This window comes from Devosia sp. Root635, from assembly GCF_001427605.1.
In the GTDB taxonomy this organism is placed as follows: Bacteria; Pseudomonadota; Alphaproteobacteria; order Rhizobiales; family Devosiaceae; genus Devosia.
On the sequence record NZ_LMGZ01000003.1, the window covers coordinates 84,648 to 104,605 of the forward strand.

Consider the following 19,958-nt stretch of genomic DNA (forward strand, 5'->3'; position numbering starts at 1 on the left):
AATGCTGCACGAGACTTCACATTCGACCGAAAGCGCCGGCAAGAAGGGTGCGCTGGACGGGATCAGGGTGCTGGACGTATCCAGGGCCCTGGCCGGTCCCTATTGCACGATGCTGCTGGGCGATCTGGGCGCCGACGTCATCAAACTGGAAATGCCGGGAACCGGGGACGAGTCGCGTTATTGGGGCCCTCCCTTTGCCACCTACATGTCATCGAACCGAAACAAGCGCTCGGTGGAGGCGGACCTTCACACCGAAGAGGGCCGGCGCCTGTTCATGGACCTCGTGAAGACCTCGGACATCGTGGTGGAAAATTTCCGGCCCGGCACGATGAAGCGTTTCGGCCTCGACTACGCCGCCGTGGCCGCGGTGAAGCCCGATATCATCTATGTGTCGATCAGCGCCTATGGCCAGACCGGACCGATGTCGCATCGACCGGGTATCGACCTGATGGTGCAGGCGATCAGCGGGCTGATGTCCACCACGGGGGCGCCCGATGGCCCGGCCTACAAGGCAGGCGGCCCGATTGCAGATATCGTCGGCGGATTCTCCGCCGTCATGTCGGTGATGGCGTCGCTCATGGAGCGCGGCAAGACCGGCAAGGGCCGCTATATCGACATCGCCATGCTCGATGCCGTGCTGATGGTGCTGAACCAGCAGATCGTCACCTACACCTCGACCAAGAAGCCCTATCCGCGCACCGGCAATGCCCATCCGCTCATGGCGCCTTATGAGAGCTTTGCCGGCTCGGATCGCGAATTCGTCATGGCGGTGACGAATGAAAAGGCCTGGAAGGCCTTCGTGTCCCTCAAGGAATTCGGCCATCTGGGCGAAAATCCGCTCTATCGCAGCCAGGTGGAGCGGAACATCAACCGCGGCGCCATGGTCGAGGAAATCCGGGCCATCTTCGCCACCGATACGGCCGATTACTGGTTGGCCGAACTGGACAAGCGCGGCATTCCCTCCGAGCCCATCCTGACCCTGGCCGAAGTGGTGGAACTGCCGCACGTCCTCGAACGCGGGTCGCTGATGGAAATCGAGTATCCGCCCAATTCGGGGATAATGACGACCATACCGGGCATGCCCTGGAAAGACGTGGCCGCGCCGAAGGTGCTTCGCAATCCGCCGGGTCTGGGGCAGCATACCCAGGAGGTACTGGCCGAGCTTTACGGCAAGGCGACCAAGACCAGCTAGGCCGCGATCGGCCGGGAGGATAATGCAATGATTGACTGGAAGTCACGGGACGCCGTGTCGGGACTGATGTTCCTGGCCATCGCCATCTATGTGAGTGTTTCGACCCTGGTGGGGCTGGATATCGGAAGCCTGGACCAGATGGGGCCCGGTTTCTTCCCACTCGCACTGGGAGTCATTCTGGGCGTAATCGGCGTTGTCGTCCTTGCCAGCGTAAAGCCTGACGAGGATGAGATGCCCCCCGTGAACTGGCGGGCGGTCTGCCTGATCGGAGCCGCGCCAGTTGCCTTCGGGCTGACGGTGCGGAGCCTGGGGCTCGTGCCGGCCCTGATTGTCAGCGTGGCCCTGGCGACCTTGTCCAGCAGCAGTATCAGGCCGCTCAACGCCGTGCTGGTCATCGTGGGCGTGACGGTATTCTGCGTCGTGCTGTTCAAGTTCGGCATCCGCGTGCCCTACGACCTGATCAATCGCCGATTTCTGCCCTGAAGCATGTCTTCCGAAAGTGGTCCCGGTTCCGGGACCAAGACATGCGCAAACAAAGAACTGAAGCGCATGGAGCGAATCTGAAAGATCGCGACGCGCTTCAGGCCGGAGAGAAAAATGGAAATATTTGAAGGCCTTATGCTGGGCATGAGCGTGGCCGTCAGCCCCATGTCACTGATGCTTTGCCTGCTCGGGGTCACGCTTGGCACGCTTATCGGCGTCCTGCCGGGCATTGGCCCGGCAGCAACGATTGCCATGCTGCTGCCCATCACACTGACGCTCAATCCCATCTACGCGATGATCATGCTCGCCGGCATCTACTACGGCGCCCAATATGGCGGCTCGATCACCGCAATCCTGGTCAATTTGCCGGGCGAGCCGTCCTCGGCCGTTACCGCGATAGATGGCTATCAGATGGCCCGCCAGGGCCGGGCGGGGGTGGCGTTGTCCATTTCGGCGATCGGCTCGTTCGTGGCCGGCACCATCGCGACCCTGGTGATTGCCGTCGCGTCTCCGGCGCTGAGCCAGATCGCCCTTCGCTTCGGAGCGCCCGAATTCTTCTCGCTCACCCTGCTCGGCATCGTGATGGTCGTGGTGCTCGCGCAAGGCTCGGCACTCAAGGGGCTGGGCATGGCCGTGATCGGCCTGATGCTGGGCCTTGTGGGCACGGACGTCTTCACCGCCCAGACCCGTTTCACCTATGGCATCAACGAATTCCGCAGCGGCATCGACTTCATCGCCGTCACCATCGGCGTATTCGGTCTCGCAGAAATCATCCGCAACCTGGAGGGCAATGACGCCGAGACCCGCCGGTCGCACGCCATTTCCACGCTCATGCCGACCCGTGAGGATTTCAGGCGCGCCATCGGCCCCATCTTGCGAGGGACCGGACTGGGCTCGCTGCTGGGTGTGCTGCCGGGTGGCGGGGCGTTTCTGTCCTCCTTTGCCTCCTATGCCGTCGAGAAAAAGCTGTCCAAGCATCCGGAGGAGTTCGGCAAGGGCGCCATCGAGGGCGTCGCGGGGCCCGAGAGTGCAAACAATGCCGGCGCGCAGACCTCGTTCATACCCATGCTGACGCTGGGCATCCCTTCCAACGCCGTCATGGCGCTGATGATCGGCGCCATGATCGTCCAGGGGATTCAGCCCGGTCCGCGGGTCATCGTCACGCAGCCGGAGCTGTTCTGGGGTCTCATCGCCTCGATGTGGATCGGCAATATGCTGCTGGTGATCCTGAACCTGCCGCTGGTCGGGCTCTGGATCCGGTTGCTGAGAATACCATATTCCGTCCTGTTTCCCGGAATCCTGGCATTCTGCTGCATCGGCACCTTCACCGCCAACGGTCTTGAGATCGAACTCTATGTCCTCGCGGTCGCCGGGCTGGCGGGCTACCTGTTCTCGCGTCTGGGCTGTGCCCCTGCTCCCTTCCTCCTCGGCTTCGTGCTCGGTCCCATGGTCGAGGAACATTTCCGCCGCGCCATGCTGATCTCCCAGGGCGATGCCACGGTGTTTTTCACCCGACCGATCAGTGCCGGTCTGATGGCCCTGGCCTTTGGACTTGCTGCCACGATGTTCATGCCAACGTTGCTGGGCTGGAGAAGGAGGGTCTTCGCCGATGCCGAGGACTAGTGAAAAGCCTGTTACCCTGAGCTTCGACAATGGCCCCCATCCAGAGGTCACGCCGCTGGTATTGGATGTGCTGGCGCGGCACGATATCCGCACGACCTTTTTCGTGGTCGGCCAGAAACTCGTCGAGAACCTGGACGTTGCGCGCAGGGCCAGAGACGAAGGGCACTGGATCGGCAACCACACCTGGAGCCATTCCCATCCGTTTCGTGAAAAGGGCGACGCGGCATTCGTCGCCAGCGAAATAGATCGCACCCAATCGGCGATCGGCGCGCTGGCGCATGACGACAAGCTGTTTCGCCCCTATGGGGGCGCGGGACGGCGCGATGGCGCCCTCAATTCGGTGGCGGCCGAACACCTCCGGAAGCACCGCTTTACCTGCGTGATGTGGAACAGCGTCCCTGGGGACTTCCGCGATGCCGTGGGCTGGCCGGACACCGCGAGGCGCCAGATATCGGAGATCGATTGGCCCCTGGTGGTGCTGCATGACATTCATGGTGACGCCATGACGCGGCTCGACCGCTTCGTCTCAACCCTCAAAGACGAAGGCTATAGCTTCCGCCAGGAGCTGCCGGCCAGCACGATCGTCATCCAAAGAGGCCAGCCGACCGAGGCCCTCGGTGGCGTACTCGCAAATTGAACGAAATTTCGAACGACAAGGGGTGCCGGCAATGGCCAGAATAGCAGTGATCGAGGGCGACGGCATCGGCAGGGAGGTCGTGCCCGAGGGCATCCGGGTATTGGAGGCCGCAGCCCGCAAGTTCGACCTGAAACTGAGCTTCGACAGCTTCGACTTTGCGTCCTGCGACTACTATCTCGAACATGGCAAGATGCTGCCGGACGACTGGAAGAGCCAGATCGGCTCCCACGATGCCATCTTTTTCGGTGCCGTGGGCGACCCGGCCAGGGTTCCGGACCACATTTCCCTGTGGGGATCGCTGATCCGTTTCCGCCGGGAATTCGATCAATATGTCAATCTTCGGCCCTGCCGGCTGATGCCGGGCGTGCCGTCTCCGCTGGCGGGCCGGAAAGCCGGCGACATCGACTTCGTCGTGGTCCGGGAGAATACCGAAGGCGAATATTCGTCGGTCGGGGGGATCATGTTCGCCGGGACCGAGCGGGAATTTGCCCTGCAGGAAACCGTCATGACCCGCATCGGCATCGACCGGGTCGTGCGCTATGCCTTCGAACTGGCGCGCAAGCGGGAGCGCAAACACCTGACCTCGGCCACCAAGTCCAACGGCATTTCCATCACCATGCCCTATTGGGATAGCCGGGTGGAGGCGATGGCAGCCGAATTTGCCGACATTGGCTGGGACAAATACCATATCGATATTCTCTGCGCCCATTTCGTGCTCAAACCCGACCGGTTCGACGTCGTCGTCGCCTCCAATCTCTTCGGCGATATCCTGTCCGACCTGGGTCCGGCCTGCACGGGAACCATCGGCATTGCCCCATCGGGCAATATCAATCCGGAAGGAAGGTTCCCCTCGCTCTTCGAGCCGGTGCATGGCTCGGCGCCCGATATTGCCGGCCGCGGCATCGCCAATCCAATCGGCCAGATCTGGGCTGGCGCGATGATGCTGGACCATCTTGGCCATGTCGAGGCCGGCCAGGCCATCGTGCGGGCGATCGAGCAGGTTCTGGAAGATCCCGGCCTGCGCACCCGCGACCTCGGCGGCCAGGCCGATACCGCAACCTGCGGCACGGCCATAGCCGAAGCCGTCTGAAGGTGGCCCCCGTTTCCGGGCCAAGACATGCGCAAAAAACAGGAGCTAAAGCGCATAGAGCGAATCTACGCGCTTTGGCCAAGCTCCACCCGTCCAGCATAGACGTATGCTCGCCCTGGCACGCGGAATGCGCCAACGCGTTGGCAATTCTGAATGCGTGGAAATGGCACACCGGCCAGAATGAAACTGCGAACTCATATCTTATTGAAGTCGAACGATAAATTCAATCGATCTGCGGTGGCCCTGTCTGCTCTGCCACCCAAAAAGCACACTTCGTGATCCAGCAATTTGCCGTAGCGATAATTCGACGGCCGGCGCTCAATTCAGTCATGCACGCCGCTTTGCGAACTTCTGAAAGGGGGGGCGTCTGCCCGATCACGGTCATCGAAGAGCTTCAGCCTAGGACCCCGTGCGGACGAAATCGTAGACTGCGGTCGTCCGGCAGTCGGCCATGCCAAGCATAGCAAGGGCGGAGGCATTGGCGCCGTTCGCCGCGGCAATTCGTATCTGCACCGACGCCGTGGCCCGTTCCGGCGTGAGCAGGCTCGAGGTCAGCGCGCCGGTCACGCTCAGAACCGGATTGGCCTCCAGTTGCAGGTGGCCTACAAATTGCCCCGGCGACCGTTCCGACCACCGGACCGGCGTAGAACTGTCCCCGACGCTGAGTTTGGCCGGATCATAGCGACCGCCCCAGGCCACGTGCCTTTGCATCACCATGCCTGCCACGACCGGACGTACCATCTCGTCAACCTGGGGTGGGCATCCGGTGACGGTCTGCACCCGCACCGTACCGGTCCAGGCGCCATCCAGCGGCTGGACGGAATCGAACAGGACGATCTCGCAGCGGCCGATACCGCCTGCCGCTTGGTGCACCTGATCCGGGCTCAGCGGCGAGAGATAGGATTTTCCGCCGCTGCTGACATAGGTCATGCTGACCGCATTGGCCGGAATGTCCGGCCCGAGCAGGAAAACCAGGTCGTCGGCGTTCAATGCTGTCAGGGTGCAGACGCAGCCACCGCCATCGCATTTGGCGACAACCAGCTTTTCGCCGGTCGGTTGCGCCGATGCCGGCGAGGAGGGAAGAGCGGCGAGAAACGCCAGGACAAACAGCAGCCGCATCGCCCTACTCCGATGCCAGTTGGGGTGCGATCAGGTCCAGCAGATTCACGCCATCCGGCGCAGGCAGTTCCACGCCCTCAATGCGACCCGCCAGATCGCTCGGCAAGGCCGCCTGGGTAACCGGCCCGGCCTGGCCCAGTTCCAGTGTGGCGCGCAGGATGCCGTAGGCCTGCAAGTCCCCTGCCGCCATCGCTTCGCTGCGGCACAGGCGGCCAGCGGGAATGTCCTCGCAGGGACCGAGCATGGCGTCCCATTGGCGCGGATTGAGTGCGATCATGGTCTCGTTGCTGTCGGCGCGCTCGAATGTCGTGAACACCTCGCCGCTATCGACCCCCGCCGCCGTCGCCAACAAAACGGGCTGCTGCATGCTCCAGCCGATGGGCAGACCGAGCTGCAATCCGGTTTCGTCGTTGCGCACGAAGCAGGGCAGATTGCCGTCGCAGACCCGGCTGCCGCCGGCCTGGGTGGTTCCGAAGCGCGGCTGGGCAATCACGGCTGGATTGGCCATGCCGGCCGCAACCTCCAGCACGCCGAGATAGGTGGCGCCGGTCGCACCCTCATGCCGCCCGCGGATGAGCCAGGTGCCGGGATCAAGCTGGGTCCGCCAGATGCCCGGTGCGCTATCCGGGCTTTCAATCGTGGGACTGTCCTGTCCGCCGATTGGGAAGGCCGCCCAGCGGCTGAACGCCCCTTCATAGACACCGATGATCTCTACCGGCACCGGCGCATCGGGACCGCTGCCCGGCGCATCCTCACCGGCCGGGCTGAGCTCGGCCGAATAGGGAATGGTGAAGTGGTTTTCCGCCCCGGCCTCTACCCGGATGCGCCCGCCAAAGACCTGGTCGCCGGCATCGCCCCGCACGTCATATTCGCCCGGCAGGAAGTCCGCATTGACCGGGTCGGGCGTCGCCTCGGACAGGGCCCAGGCCTCCGGCGGCAGGTCCTGACCGGGAACGGGTACGGCCGACCAGACGATATTGAAACCCATATCGCCCATGTCAGCGGCCAGCGTGACCGGGACCGGCGCAGGCGCGACCTGAACCTGGGGGAGAACGGCATTGGCGGGCAGCACCTCGATGGCGCGTGTCGCAATCACCTCGGTATCGGCCAGCTTGTAGCGCAGTTCGTAGTGGCCCGGCTGGTCGGGCATGGTCATCAGCACCGGGTTGTTATCCCGCACATAGGCGTAGGAGAGATAACTGTCGCTGCCCTGCTCGGCGATCTGGATATTGTCATAGTCCGCATCCGGCCCCATCCAGGCGATGGCGACCTCGCTGCCCGCCAGAACCTGATCGGGAGCGGTCAGCGTGACTGCGCTTTCCGTCACCGCGATGGCGCGCGTGGCGATGACGACCTGGTCGCGGAACTTGTAGCGCAGTTCATAGTCGCCGGGTTCGCCCGGCATCAGCAGTTCGGCCGGCTCGCCTTCGATGACATACACATAGGCCCAGCGTTCACGGTCGCCCGGCAAGCCAATCTCGATCGTGTCGAGCTCCATGGCCGGGCCGGTCCAGCCGACCACCAGCGTCCGGCCGACCAGCGCGGTTGCCGGCGCGTCCAGGCTCGCTTCCGGCAAGGGCTGCGTCGGCGGCGTTGCCGCCATCGGCGGGGCGGTCACGCTTTCTCGCAGGGCGTCGGCGAGGCCATCGGCATCGGCCGCATCGAAGTAGCGGCCGCCGGTGCCGCTGGCGAGGCAGGATACCTGTGCGCTTTCGGTCTGGGAGAGACCCAACCCGATGACATGCGCCGTGAAATTGAGGCCGGCCTGTTCCAGCTCGGTTGCCAGCGCACAGGGATCGGCGCTGCAGGTTTCCAGCCCGTCGGTCACCAGGACGACCGTCGCGGCATCTTCGGTGTAATGCAGCGCCCCGGCCGCCTGCCGCACGGCGTCGGACAATGGCGTCTTGCCGAGAAACCGCATGGCGTTGACCGCTTGCGAGATCGCTGCGCCCGTGCCCGCTGCGGGCGGCACCATAAGTTCTATGTCGCCGCAATTGCCCTTTTCGCGGTGGCCATAGGCGATCAGGCCGATTTCCTGTTCCGCGGGGATCTGCGCGAGTACTTCGCCCACGGTTTCACGGGCAATCTCGAGCTTGGGGCGGCCGTCGATCTGGCCCCACATGGAGCCGGAGCCGTCCATGACGATGATCGTGCGCGGCGACTGCGCCAAACCGGGCGTTATGCCCATGCCGAGGACAAAAACCAGGGCCAGAACGATCCATCTCATGCAGCAACCTCCTCCGGTGGGAGGCGGAGACTACCAAGCCCGCGCGCGAGCCCGCATGTACCAACTGGTATAGGCGCGATCGCGTGTCAGGCGAGCCCGGCTTTCGCGGCATGCTCGGCCGCCCGCTCATAGATCAGCCCGGCATGAGTCAGCGGCAAGGTATGGCCAGCGTCCGCAACCAGGGAGAACCGGCCGGCGGGCAGGCTGTCGGCAAAATGCTCGACCGCCTGCCGGGACACCGTGCGGCTCCGGGCGCCGTGCAGCAGGTCCACCGGCACCGGCACCCCGCTACCCCAGTCAGTCCAGTCCAGGTTGGTCAGCAGCATGTCCTGGCGGAAGCCCCGCGCATCCTGCGCGGCAATCAGGCGATAGGTACCATCAAGGGCCGTGGCATAGTGCGGCTGGGCCCAGATTTCCCGGTCGAAATCACAGCCCCCGAAAAAGAGATCGGGCAGGATGGACACACCCTGCCGATGCACCTGCGCCAGCCCGAGCGTGACGAGCATGTCCATCAGCTTGGGAACGCGCTGGGCCGCCCAGGCATGGATGCGATGTGCTTTCGGCATGTCGGCCGTCTGCGACCAGGACAGCATGGGCGGCGTCGCCGGCGCGGCCACGATTGCGGCGACGCGTTCCGGCGCCAGGCTCGCCAGCCGGAAGGCCACGATGGTTCCAATGTCGTGCGCGATCAGGACGGTGCGCTCGACCCCGTTCCGGTCCATCATGAACAGGACATCGCGGGCCATCGCCTCGATCTGATCGCGCGCCGGTGATATGTCGGTCCGGCCATATCCCGGCTTTTCCGCCGCCAGGATGCGAAGCCCGGCGGCGCTGGCAATGGAGCGCTCGGCCGCGGTTTCACCGATGCCGAAAAGAGCGCCATGAATGAGAACCAGCGGCAAGCCATCATGGCGGCCGAAGGTCCTGACACCGATCGTGCGATCGCCATGGCTGATCGTGGACAATTCGAGCGGGCTGTCGAGACGCGAGGAACTACTCAACAATGATTGCTGCAGGCGGCTCCAGGCGGAACTGGCCGCGGCAACCAGCGCTACGGCCTGCGACTGCGTGCCCACGCCAAGCTTGGCGAGAATGGCCTTGATCTGCTGGCGAATCGTGCCCAGCGAACGCCCCTCCCGCACGGCGATGTCTTCAGCGCCATGCCCCGACATCATCGCATCGAGCACGATGCTTTCGCGTGCCGTCAGCCCGAAGGCCTGGCGCAGATTGCCCATGAGCCCGTCCGGCCAGGCCCAACTGACCACCATGAGGAGATAAGCGTCGCATTCGACCAGCCGCCGCCCCGCCAGGACCAGCCGCCGGTGGTTCGAAGCCTGCTCGCCCAGCAGCATGGACGCGCCGCCATTGGCATTGCGGCAGCGATCGACAAAGCCGGCATAATCCGCCCGGGCCAACCCGAATGCGCTGATCGTGTCGCCTGGGCCGAGACTAAAGTCCCTTGCGGCGGCCGGGTTCGTTGCCAGCACCAGCCCGCTTGGCGACAATACCACAGCGGCGGTGGCGGATGCGTCCACGGCGGCTTCGATGGCGAGCCTGCGAACCATGAGCGAATGGTTGAGTGCGTGCCGTGTCGGCGCCAGGTAGCGCGCTGCAAGCGTTGCCAGCGCATCATCCTGATGCTCGAAGCGCTCCGCCAGGGAACCCACAAGTTCATGAAACCCGGTGCCGGGATCGCCCTCGCGGATTTGCTCGCGCAGGTCGAGTATTTCCGCAACGAGGTCGGCGGACGGGCCGTCACTATACTCTGCACGCGTCATGCGAATTCGGCCCGATTACAGCTTCATGCTGCGACGAACTCAAGCCGAACCGTCATGCCAATGCAAGCGACATTGGCGATATTGCGCATCAGTGTTGTTGCTCCGACGCTCGGGTAGCGCCGCGTTCCGCTAGATGGTCCCGTCCTGCTGGGAAAGCCCTCCACTCGCACGCGCAGGGGCTGGACGCCAATCGGCCGCCTTGTTCTTGATCGTGTTGAATTTTTTCGACAGGCCCGACAGCCTCGCATCCCATTCCGGATCGGGCGACTGGCCTTCGATCGTGCGGAAATAGACATCCATCATGCAGGTGATGGCGAAGGGTTCGATCAGCGCCGCCTTGACCGCCCATGCAAAGATCAGCGCAAAAACGAAGCCGCCGGCCGACCAGGCGCCGGGAATGAGCCACACCAGGGCTGCGGCGGGCGCCAGCATGACCAGGAAGACAAGGAATGACAGGCCGTAGACGATCAGCGTCAGCCAGGCCGCATTCTTGAGCATGGGCCGGTAGTTTTGGCCATAGAGGATCAGTGCCGTCCGCGCTGACTGCCAGGGATTGGTCGAGCCGGTCCGGATGGCATAGGCCAGGATCACCTCGTCCACAAAGCCGACCGCTATGTTGAGGAAGGCGCGCAATATGCCCGTCAATTGTTGCAGTCCGGGAATGGGCAGGAAGGAAGCAATGCCCTGGATCAGGCCGGTAATCGCCCCCAATACACCCTTGACGAGTTGGTCGATGGCAAACAGCACGCTGGCTTCGCCAAAGCGCTGCCTGACCACCTCCGTAGCGTGATTGACCTGCGACCGGCCATCCGGCAGAGCCTGCCCGTCGAGGAGTTCGACCAGCACCGCTATGTGGCCGGCCTTGACGATGTAAAGGATATATTCGCGCAGGAAATAGAGCACGCCCGCGGTCAGCCCGAAGCCGGCTGCTCCGCCCCAGAAGACCGAGGATGCCTGGAAATCATCGTCGCCAAACGCGCCGACTCCCCAGCCGATGCCTGCGCCCGCGCCAGTCACGATGACATAGGCTGCCGCAATGCCGAAATAAACGACTATTCGCAGGACAATAAAAGGCATGGTCCTTCCCATGAGCCCCAGCGAGCGCGCAACCGAGAAATCCCACATTATCGGCCTCGCTGAGGCGAAGCGGCGGCAAACTCGAGCATGCAGGTGATCCCTTGTAGCGTTGTGAAAGGAGTGTCTATCCGGGCGCCAACTGCCCCCGTTTCACGGGGGGCGCCGTTTCGGATTCGAGGCTAGAGCAAATGCTGAGACCTGTGCATGCCCAAAATGGTATATGAGCATCGATTGCCGGCAGCCGGGCAAATCCCTCAACGCCCGTTGTTGCCTCGCGCATGTAGGAAAGCCGACTATCCGCTGCAGGCCCAAAGGCGGCACCAAGCCCTCAGAGTTCGCAGTTCTATTCTGAATGGCAGGTCTTTGGCGCGCCCTAAGAGATTCGAACTCCTGACCCCCAGATTCGTAGTCTGGTGCTCTATCCAGCTGAGCTAAGGGCGCGCACTGCCGCGGTGGCGGCGGTTTCAGGCGGAGGCGAAGTGCTCTTCGGCCTGAAGCGGGGCAACCCATACATGGGTGATCCGGGCTTGGCAAGCGCGCTGGTGACAGTTTTTCGTCAGTGGCGAGCGCTCAGGGGTGGACGAGCAGGGCGGCGGGCAGGATGAGGTCGAAGCGGGTTCCCTGGGGTTGGTCGATCAGCATCAGCCGGCCACCATGGGCCTCGGTAATTTCGCGGGCAATGGCGAGGCCGAGGCCGGTGCCACCGGCCCGGGCCGAGCCCTCGAAGGCGACGAACAGATTGTCGCGGGCCCGTGGCGGCAGGCCGGGGCCGTTGTCGCTGACCGAGAGGGTGATGGCATCGGCACCCTCGACCACCGTGACCGACACGACCGGGGCAGCGACATTGGCCGTTTCGAGCGCCTCGCGAGCATTCTTGAGCAGGTTGAGCAGCACGCGGCCCAGCTGGGCGGCATCGACATTGAGCACCAGCGCTTCAGGCGTGCCATTGGCAAAGGTGATCGTGGGGTGGCCGACCAGCCGGGCCTCGAATGCGGCATCATCGACCAGCGCCGCCATGGCCACCGGCGCCATGACCGGCGGCGCGGCAGTTTCCCGGCCATAGTCGAGCACCGACTGGGCAAAGCCGATGGCCTTGTCCAGCGTGGTGACAAGACGCGGCGCCAGCCGCTGCACCTTGGGATCGTCGAGCGTCGCCACCTGGTCGGACAGTAGTTGTGCCGAGGTCAGGGTATTGCGCAAGTCGTGGTTGATCTTGGCGACGGCCAGGCCGAGATCGGCCAGGTGCCGGCGCTGGCGCAGCATGGAGAAGAGATCGGATTCCATCGCCGCCAGTTCGCGCTCGACAATGCCGATTTCGTCACGCCGCGGCGACGGCGTGATGATGAGGCTGGCATTTTCCGGCGCCTGGCGGAAGGCCAGCATGTTCTGGGTCAGCCGGCGCACCGGATAGATGAAAAGGTAGCTGGCGAGCAGGTAGAGCGCCACGGCGGTCACGGCGGCAATGGCCAGCGAGACGATGCCGATCTGGCGGGAATAGGCCAGCATGTCCTGGCGCAGCGGGCGCTCGGACATCAGCAGCTCGACGAGGCTATCGTCGAGATCGCCCTGGCCGACGATGCGCAGGGTGCGGTCGGGCGTGGCGAAGAGCACGTCGATGGCGCCCAGGATCAGCGTCATCAGGTCGGCCTGGCGCATGTCGGCGGTAACCACCAGGTCGGGCCGCACGGGGCTGGCCAGTTCGATGAGCTGGCTCTGACCCTGGCGGCGATAGACGATGGCATTGGCACCAGCCGAGGTCAGCAGGCGATCGGTCAGTTCGCGAGGCAGGGCCATGACGTCGGGCACGGCGTCGAGCACGCGCGCCGCCACCACGCCAACGCGCAAGCGGTCGTCGAGCCAGTTGGCACGGAAACTGGCCAGCGAGGGCAGATACACGACGACCTCGACCAGAAGTATCACCGCGATGATGGTGGCGATGAGCTTGATCGAGAGGCCGGAGAACCGGCCGGGCAGGACGCTGCGTTCGGCTGTCATTTCAAATCATTATAGGGAAAGCCGCCCGGCGCGTAAGCCCCCGGACAGCGGGATTTGTCAGGGCAGCAAACGCCTCAGGCCAGACAGGCGCCGGGTCCAGCCCGGACGGGGCTGCTGCGCCTGGTGCCGGGCCGCCAGATCGAGCAGCGCCACCGCCGCGCTGGGCTGCGGCAGGGCCAGGCGTCCGAGATCGCCCAGCCTGAGGCCGCGGGCCATGGCCAGCGCCAGCATGGCGACGATTTCGCCGGCACCCGCTCCGATCGCTCCCGCGCCGACAATGACATCACCGCGCGTGGTGACCAGCCGGACGGCGCCCTGCATCTGCCCGGCGGCGCGCGCAGCATCGGTCTCGGCCAGATTGGCGCGCAGCACGTTATGGCCGGCGCGCGGCTTGCCGGCGGCGACCAGACCCACCTGGGCCAAAGCCGGCTCGGTGACGACGAAAAGCGGGACATGCCGCGGATCGAGCCGACCATTGCCCAGACCCAGCAAACGCTCGACCAGCAGGTTGACCTGGCGGGCAGCCACGTGGGGCTGGTGCTCACCCGCCGCACCGCCAATGGCGCTGATGCGGCCGCTGGACGTCTGTCCGTCGGGACCGACCAGCAGGTGATCGGGACGGAGCCGATCGCGACGCAGTTTCAGCTTGTCGAGCAGCCCACTATCCAGCAATGGCGCCCGGCCCATGGCGACAAGCACATGGGAAACGTCGAGGCTGTCCTCGCCGCCGGCGGCGCGCAGGGTAACGCCGGTGCCCTGGCTGCGCGGCACGATTGCGGTGACCTCGGCATCGTCGCGCACCACCACCCCCTCCTCGCGCAGGGCCTGCAGGAGCACGGCCACCAGTTCGGGTTCAAAACCGGGCAGCATTCCGCCCTGCGGCACGACGGTCACCATCGCGCCGAGCCGGCGGTAGGCCTGTGCCAGCTCAAGACTTTCCGGCGTGCCGCCAATGACCACGAGATGGCTGAGCTTGCGGATATTGTCGGCGATGGTATCGGGCGTGAAATAGGGCACCGCGTCGAGCCCCGGCAGCGGGGGAATGACCGGCGCGGCGCCAGTGGCCAGCACGAACTGGCGGGCGCGGATGGCGGTGTCGCCGCAATTCAGGCTGCGCTGGTCGGTAAAGCGCGCCGCGCCGCTCAGCACGGCAATGCCCAGGGCGGCCAACCGTTCATCGGCGTCGCGTGGGGCGGTTGCAGCAGCCACCGATGCGGCATGTTCGCCGATGGCCCGGAAATTGGGCTTGGGCTCGGCATTGTCGAGGCCGACCTGGCCGCCGGTACGAATGGCCTGGGCCCGCGCAGCGCTGGCAAGAAAAGCCGCGCGCCGCAGTTGCCCCTGGGGCGGATCGACCGCCTCGGTGGCGGCGCTGGCGACCAGCACGACGTCGAGGCCGCCTTGCGCCGCCTGCAAGGCCAGATCGATAGCGAGGGCGCCGCCGCCGATGACGCAGAGATCGGGTTTGAGTGTGTCTGCCATTACCGCCAGCGGCCAGAATGCGTGAAGGGAACTTTATGGGGCGAGACGCCCACGAAAACAACGGGTCACCAGACACAAGGAAGTCGTGCGGCGCGCGTTGACTTGTGTCGGCGTTTTCCCTATAGACCCCACCAACCCGCACCCTTGGCGCCTGGCGCCTGATGTGTGTCCGAAATTCTTGCTTTGAGCAGAGCCAATAAGAGGAACCGCGCCTGTCGCGGTTTGATGTCATGAAGCGTACATACCAGCCCTCCAAGCTCGTGCGTGCCCGCCGTCACGGTTTCCGTGCCCGTATGGCCACCAAGGACGGTCGCATCATCCTGAATCGCCGCCGCAACGCCGGCCGCAAGAAGCTCTCGGCCTAAGGCCGCCTGGCCGGATGACGGCCGTGGAAAAGCCGACCAGGCCTTTGCGCCGGCTGATCAAGCGTTCGCAGTTTCAACGGGCCGCCCGGGGCAATCGCGCCGGGCGTTCTGCGTTTGGGCTGCAGGTGATTGCTGCCGAGAGTGCCGAACCCGGCATCGGCTTCACCGTCACCAAGAAAACCGGCAATTCCCCCGAGCGCAATCGCATAAAACGTCGCCTTCGCGCGGCTGTGACAGCATGCGCGCGTGACTTTGTCGCTCACCATGACTATGTGCTGGTCGGACGACGGGAAGCGCTCGGCGAACCCTTCACCAAGCTGGTCGACGATCTGGGCGCGCTGATCGAGCGCGTACACAAGCCCAGATCGCCCGACGAGCGCCAATCTTCCGGCCGCGGCCCACGGAAACCAAGATAATGGAAAATAATCGCAACATCATCCTGGCCATCGTGCTCAGCATGGTCGTGCTGTTCGGCTGGCAGTTCTTCGTGGCCGGACCGCAAATGGAACGCGCCCAGCAGCAGGCACAGGTCGCCGCCGAACAGGCCCAGGCCGAAGCCGCCTTGGCAACGCCCACCAGCACCGTTTCCGCCGATGGCACCATGGCCCCGGCCGCCGATGGCAGCGCCGTCTATGCCGACCGCGCCGCCGCCATTGCCGCGACCAGCCGCGTTGTCATCGATACCGAGGACCTGCATGGCTCGATCAACCTGACCGGCGCCCGCCTCGATGACCTCGAACTGAAGCAATATCGCGAGACGGTCGATCCGGCCTCCCCGATCATCACCCTGCTGACGCCGGCCGGCGCGCCCAATGCCTATTTCGCCGAGCAGGGCTGGGTGCCCGCCGCCGGCGCAACGATTGCCGTGCCCGATGGCAAGAGCGTCTGGACCGTCGAAAGCGAGGCCACCACGCTCACGGCCGACACGCCGGTTACCCTGCGCTGGGACAATGGCGCGGGCCTGATCTTCCACCGCACCTTCTCGGTGGACGAGCACTACCTCTTCACCGTCACCCAATCGATCGAGAATACCGGCACGAGTGATGTGGCACTGTTCCCCTATGCCCGCGTCGCACGGCATGGCACGCCAAAGGTGGCCAATTTCTTCATCCAGCATGAAGGCCCGCATGGCGTGCTGGGCAGCAACAACCTGATCTCGAAGAAATATACCGACCTGCAGAAGGACCAGCAGGCGCGCTTCGACAACACCACCGGCTGGCTCGGCTTCTCGGACAAGTACTGGGCAACGGCCGTGCTGCCCAAGCCCGATGCCGCCATCAACGCGCTGTTCTCGTGGAAGAATACCGGCAGCTATGACGACTACCAGACCAGCTTCGTGGAAACGACGCCGGTCACCGTCGCCCCCGGCGCCACCGTGACCCATGAGAGCTACCTGTTTGCCGGCGCCAAGGAAGAAGCCGTCATCTCCGCCTACCAGACGGATTATGGCTTCGACCGGCTGGAGCTGATGATCGACTGGGGCTGGTTCTCGTTCATCACCAAGCCGATGTATTACCTGCTGAGCTTCCTCTACGGCATCATCGGCAATTTCGGCGTCGCCGTGCTGTGCGTGACGGTCATCGTCAAGGCGATCTTCTTCCCGCTGGCCAGCCGCTCCTTCGCCTCGATGGCGGCGATGCGGCGCGTGCAGCCGGAAATGAAGGCGATCCAGGAGCGCTTCAAGGACGACCGGCCGGCCCAGCAGCAGGCCATGATGGAGCTTTACCGCAAGGAAAAGATCAATCCGCTCAGCGGATGCTGGCCGATCCTCATCCAGATCCCGGTCTTCTTCTCGCTCTATACCGTTATCTTCATCAGCCTCGACATGCGCCATGCGCCGTTCTTCGGCTGGATCCAGGATCTGGCGGCGCCCGATCCGACCAATATCTTCACGCTGTTCGGCCTGATCCCGTGGGATCCGACCGTGCTGCCCTTCATCGGCAGCTTCCTGCATCTGGGCATCTGGCCGGTCATCATGGGCATCACCATGTGGGTGCAGATGAAGCTCAATCCGCCGCCGCCGGACCCGACCCAGGCGATGATCTTCAACTGGATGCCTGTTATCTTCACCTTCATGCTGGGCACCTTCCCGGCGGGCCTCGTGATCTACTGGGCCTGGAACAACACGCTGTCGGTGACCCAGCAGTATTTCATCATGAAGCGCCATGGCGCCGAGGTGAACCTGCTCGGCAATATCCTCGATGCCTTCAAGCGCAAGCCGAAGGCGAGTGAGCCCACCAAGTCCTGACTTCAGACTGAACCAGGCGCAGGGCCTCCCCTCCCCCTTGAGGGGAGGGGTCGGGGGTGGGGGTCCATCGGCGATCCACTGAACCACCCCCTCCCTCGGTCCCTCCCCTCAAGGGGGAGGGAGGCGCCGAACCGAGATGTTCGTTGCAACGGAGATAATCTTTTGAAGCGAGCAGCACCATGAGCGATATCGACTACGCACCCGACATGATCGAGCGCGGCCGCCTGCTGTTCGCGCGGCCTTTCCTGTTCATCAAGGGTTGCGTGCGCATCGCCGACCTGCCGCCCATGGATAAGGTCGAGATCGCCTTTGCCGGCCGCTCCAATGTGGGCAAGTCGAGCCTGATCAACGCGCTCTGCGGCACGTCCTCGCTGGCCCGAACCTCCAATACGCCCGGCCGCACGCAGGAGCTCAACATCTTCGAGAGCCAGAGCGAAAACCTGCGCATCGTCGATATGCCCGGCTATGGCTATGCCAAGGCGCCCGAGGACAAGGTGCGGCAGTGGACCAAGCTGATCCATCAATATCTCACCGGCCGCGCCACCTTGCGCCGCGTCTATGTGCTGGTCGATGGCCGGCACGGACCCAAGGACAATGACCTGACCGTAATGAACGAGCTCGACAAGGCGGCGGTGAGCTACCAGGTGGTGCTGACCAAATCCGACAAGCCCTCGGCGGGCGAGCTCGCCAAGGTCATCGCCGCGACGAAGGCCGCCATCCTCAAGCGTCCTGCGGCACATCCGCATGTGGTGCTGACTTCAAGCCAGAAGGGCGAGGGCCTGCGCGAACTGCGCACCGAAATCGCCATGCTGCTGGAGAGCTGACACTCCTACCTCACCCCAGAGGGAGAGGTGAAGCGGCGCTTACCGCGTCGTACAGGCCACCCAGCGCCTGAGCACTTCGCCCAGCGCTGCCGACTTGGCCCTGAGATCGTCGGCATCCCTGAACGTCACCACGCCACGATCAGGCGCGGCCCAGGACAAAAGCCGGTCCGGATCCTCAAAACGGAAGAAATCATCGGTTCCCGCCTTGGCGCCACGATGCAGGATCAGTTGCAGCCGGTCGCCCGGATGGAGGCGCATGGTGATGCGGTCATCCTCCCCCGGCCCGAAACTGGGAGCGTTCCATTTGATGGTCTCGACGAGATCGGGCACCGCGGCGAGGATCAGCCGGCGCAGCGTCTCGATCTCCGCCTTGCGCCCGTGTTCGAGCCCATCGAGATAGGCGTCCACCGCTGACAGCTTTTCCGCCACGGCCATGTCAGCGTCCTCTAAAGAACTGTCCGATATAGCCCGCAACGTCAGCGCTGTCGGACGGCGTGGCAATGGAGGAGATGGCGGTTTCCACCACATTGTCCGGCGCCTTGCCGCGGCGCAGCTCGGCCAGCGCCAGCGTATAGTCGTCGAGGAATTCGGGATGCGGCTGGAAGCTCAGCGCCGCGCCGTTTCGATAGGCCAGTCCGGCATTGGGGGTAAAATCGGACGCCAGGATCACCTCGGCCTCATCGGGCGGGGTGATCACCTGGTCCTGGTGCGAGCAGGCCACGGCCAGCGCGGCAGGCGCAGCGCGCATGAAATCGGGACGAGCCGCAACGGCATAATTGTGCCGGCCCAGGCCCCAGCCCTTTTCGGACTTGCGCACATCCCCGCCCAGGGCATCGGCCATGATCTGATGACCGAAGCAGACGCCGAGCATCGGGGTCTGCCTGCCATAGGCATCGCGAATGAAGGCGCGCAGCGGGTCGAGCCAGGCATAGTCGTCATAGACGCCTGCGGCCGAGCCGGTGATGACGATGCCCTCCAGCGTGGCCGGATCGGGAAACGGCGCGCCATCGGAAACCGCCACCATGTCATAGGTAAAGCCCTGCCCGGTGCCATCGAACATGGTCTCGAACATCTTGCGATAGGGGCCGAACCGGTCGCGCAACGACACTGGCACTTCGCCGGTCTGGATGATGGTGAGTTTCATGGGACACATATATCCCACCGGTTCATGCCCGCGAAAGCAGGAACCGCCGTTTCTTTGCTGCAAACAGATATCCCCGCTTTCGCGGGGATATCATTGTGGCTGTTGGCGGCGTCCGGATCGAATCAGGCCGCTTTGGGAATGAACTGCAGCGCCAGGCCATCGATGCAGTAGCGCAGGCCGGTGGGCGGGGGGCCGTCTTCGAAGACGTGGCCCTGATGGCCACCGCAATTGGAGCAATGGACCTCGGTGCGGGTCATGCCGAACGTGCTGTCGACATTGGTGCCGATGGCGCCGGGGATGAAGGTGTAGAAGCTGGGCCAGCCGGTGCCGCTTTCAAACTTGGTCTCGGACTCGAACAGGGGCTGGTCGCAACCGGCGCAGGCGAAAATTCCGTCGCGGTGCTCATCGAGCAAGGGCGAGGTGAATGCGCGCTCGGTGCCTTCCTCGCGCAGGATGTAATAGGCGTCGGGCGAGAGCTTGGCGCGCCACTCCGCCTCGGTCAGCTTGTAGGGAAAATCACCCTCGGCGGCGGCCGGCGCGCCCATGGGGCGCAGCCAGGCAAAGGCGGCGAGAGCGGCGATGGCGGTACCGCCCAGCAACAGGTTACGACGATCGATGACAGCCATTTCTCTATCCCTTTCAGCAGGTACCCCGCGCCCGGGACCGCAGGAGGG

General features: G+C 64.3%; 18 protein-coding genes and 1 tRNA gene. 9 read left to right on the plus strand and 10 right to left on the minus strand.

Annotation, left to right across the window (positions count from 1 at the left end):
• The first annotated feature begins 1 nt into the window (after position 1).
• From ASD80_RS03050 to ASD80_RS03070, 5 genes are all read left to right on the plus strand, one after another.
• Positions 2–1,192: a CaiB/BaiF CoA transferase family protein gene (locus ASD80_RS03050; protein ID WP_056228893.1), complete on the plus strand. Its 1,191-nt coding sequence runs from the start codon at positions 2–4 to the stop codon at positions 1,190–1,192.
• A gap of 27 nt (positions 1,193–1,219) precedes the next feature.
• Positions 1,220–1,675 carry a tripartite tricarboxylate transporter TctB family protein gene (locus ASD80_RS03055; protein ID WP_082555018.1) on the plus strand — a complete coding sequence of 152 codons (456 nt, stop codon included), beginning with the start codon at positions 1,220–1,222 and terminating at the stop codon, positions 1,673–1,675.
• A 114-nt stretch (positions 1,676–1,789) separates the two neighbouring features.
• A complete protein-coding gene (locus ASD80_RS03060; protein WP_056228782.1) occupies positions 1,790–3,298 on the plus strand; it encodes a tripartite tricarboxylate transporter permease in 1,509 nt (502 codons plus the stop codon).
• Complete coding sequence (locus ASD80_RS03065) at positions 3,285–3,935, plus strand: polysaccharide deacetylase family protein (RefSeq protein ID WP_056228787.1); 651 nt, start codon at positions 3,285–3,287, stop codon at positions 3,933–3,935. The genes ASD80_RS03060 and ASD80_RS03065 overlap by 14 nt, the downstream gene beginning before the upstream one ends.
• 31 nt (positions 3,936–3,966) lie before the next feature.
• Entirely contained in the window at positions 3,967–5,025 is a 1,059-nt protein-coding gene (locus ASD80_RS03070; RefSeq protein WP_056228789.1) for a tartrate dehydrogenase, read from the plus strand.
• Between the two features lie 399 nt (positions 5,026–5,424).
• Here ASD80_RS03070 and ASD80_RS03075 read toward each other — a convergent pair whose 3' ends face one another.
• From ASD80_RS03075 to ASD80_RS03105, 7 genes are all read right to left on the minus strand, one after another.
• Positions 5,425–6,144, minus strand: a complete 720-nt coding sequence (locus ASD80_RS03075; protein ID WP_056228796.1) for a hypothetical protein — start codon at positions 6,142–6,144, stop codon at positions 5,425–5,427.
• Between the two features lie 4 nt (positions 6,145–6,148).
• Complete coding sequence (locus ASD80_RS03080) at positions 6,149–8,371, minus strand: vWA domain-containing protein (protein WP_056228799.1); 2,223 nt, start codon at positions 8,369–8,371, stop codon at positions 6,149–6,151.
• 86 nt (positions 8,372–8,457) lie between these two features.
• A complete protein-coding gene (locus ASD80_RS03085; protein ID WP_056228801.1) occupies positions 8,458–10,149 on the minus strand; it encodes an alpha/beta fold hydrolase in 1,692 nt (563 codons plus the stop codon).
• A gap of 129 nt (positions 10,150–10,278) precedes the next feature.
• Positions 10,279–11,274, minus strand: coding sequence for a hypothetical protein (locus ASD80_RS03090; RefSeq protein WP_056228804.1), 996 nt, complete (start codon positions 11,272–11,274; stop codon positions 10,279–10,281).
• 316 nt (positions 11,275–11,590) lie between these two features.
• Positions 11,591–11,667: transfer RNA gene (locus tag ASD80_RS03095), tRNA-Arg, on the minus strand.
• 129 nt (positions 11,668–11,796) lie between these two features.
• Positions 11,797–13,221: a sensor histidine kinase gene (locus ASD80_RS03100; protein WP_056228807.1), complete on the minus strand. Its 1,425-nt coding sequence runs from the start codon at positions 13,219–13,221 to the stop codon at positions 11,797–11,799.
• Positions 13,222–13,278: 57 nt separating this feature from the next.
• Complete coding sequence (locus ASD80_RS03105; protein WP_056228808.1) at positions 13,279–14,703, minus strand: FAD-dependent oxidoreductase; 1,425 nt, start codon at positions 14,701–14,703, stop codon at positions 13,279–13,281.
• A gap of 230 nt (positions 14,704–14,933) precedes the next feature.
• On the opposite strand from ASD80_RS03105, the gene rpmH reads away from it, so the two are divergent.
• The 4 genes from rpmH (at position 14,934) to yihA (ending at position 18,140) form a co-directional block, all read left to right on the plus strand.
• Positions 14,934–15,068 (plus strand): 50S ribosomal protein L34, encoded by a 135-nt coding sequence (gene rpmH / locus ASD80_RS03110; protein ID WP_056228810.1) that lies wholly within the window; start codon positions 14,934–14,936, stop codon positions 15,066–15,068.
• Positions 15,069–15,091: 23 nt separating this feature from the next.
• Positions 15,092–15,484, plus strand: a complete 393-nt coding sequence (gene rnpA, locus ASD80_RS03115; RefSeq protein ID WP_244488925.1) for a ribonuclease P protein component — start codon at positions 15,092–15,094, stop codon at positions 15,482–15,484.
• Positions 15,484–17,316, plus strand: a complete 1,833-nt coding sequence (yidC, locus tag ASD80_RS03120; RefSeq protein WP_056228816.1) for a membrane protein insertase YidC — start codon at positions 15,484–15,486, stop codon at positions 17,314–17,316. Before rnpA ends, yidC begins: the two co-directional genes overlap by 1 nt.
• A 179-nt stretch (positions 17,317–17,495) precedes the next feature.
• Positions 17,496–18,140 (plus strand): ribosome biogenesis GTP-binding protein YihA/YsxC, encoded by a 645-nt coding sequence (gene yihA / locus ASD80_RS03125; protein ID WP_056228818.1) that lies wholly within the window; start codon positions 17,496–17,498, stop codon positions 18,138–18,140.
• Positions 18,141–18,179: 39 nt separating this feature from the next.
• Here yihA and ASD80_RS03130 read toward each other — a convergent pair whose 3' ends face one another.
• The 3 genes from ASD80_RS03130 to msrB all read right to left on the minus strand — a co-directional run bounded on the left by ASD80_RS03130 (position 18,180) and on the right by msrB (position 19,910).
• Complete coding sequence (locus ASD80_RS03130) at positions 18,180–18,575, minus strand: DUF1801 domain-containing protein (protein WP_056228821.1); 396 nt, start codon at positions 18,573–18,575, stop codon at positions 18,180–18,182.
• A gap of 1 nt (position 18,576) precedes the next feature.
• Positions 18,577–19,284, minus strand: coding sequence for a glutamine amidotransferase-related protein (locus ASD80_RS03135; protein ID WP_056228824.1), 708 nt, complete (start codon positions 19,282–19,284; stop codon positions 18,577–18,579).
• A gap of 122 nt (positions 19,285–19,406) precedes the next feature.
• Positions 19,407–19,910, minus strand: a complete 504-nt coding sequence (gene msrB, locus ASD80_RS03140; RefSeq protein WP_056228827.1) for a peptide-methionine (R)-S-oxide reductase MsrB — start codon at positions 19,908–19,910, stop codon at positions 19,407–19,409.
• Positions 19,911–19,958 lie beyond the last annotated feature (48 nt).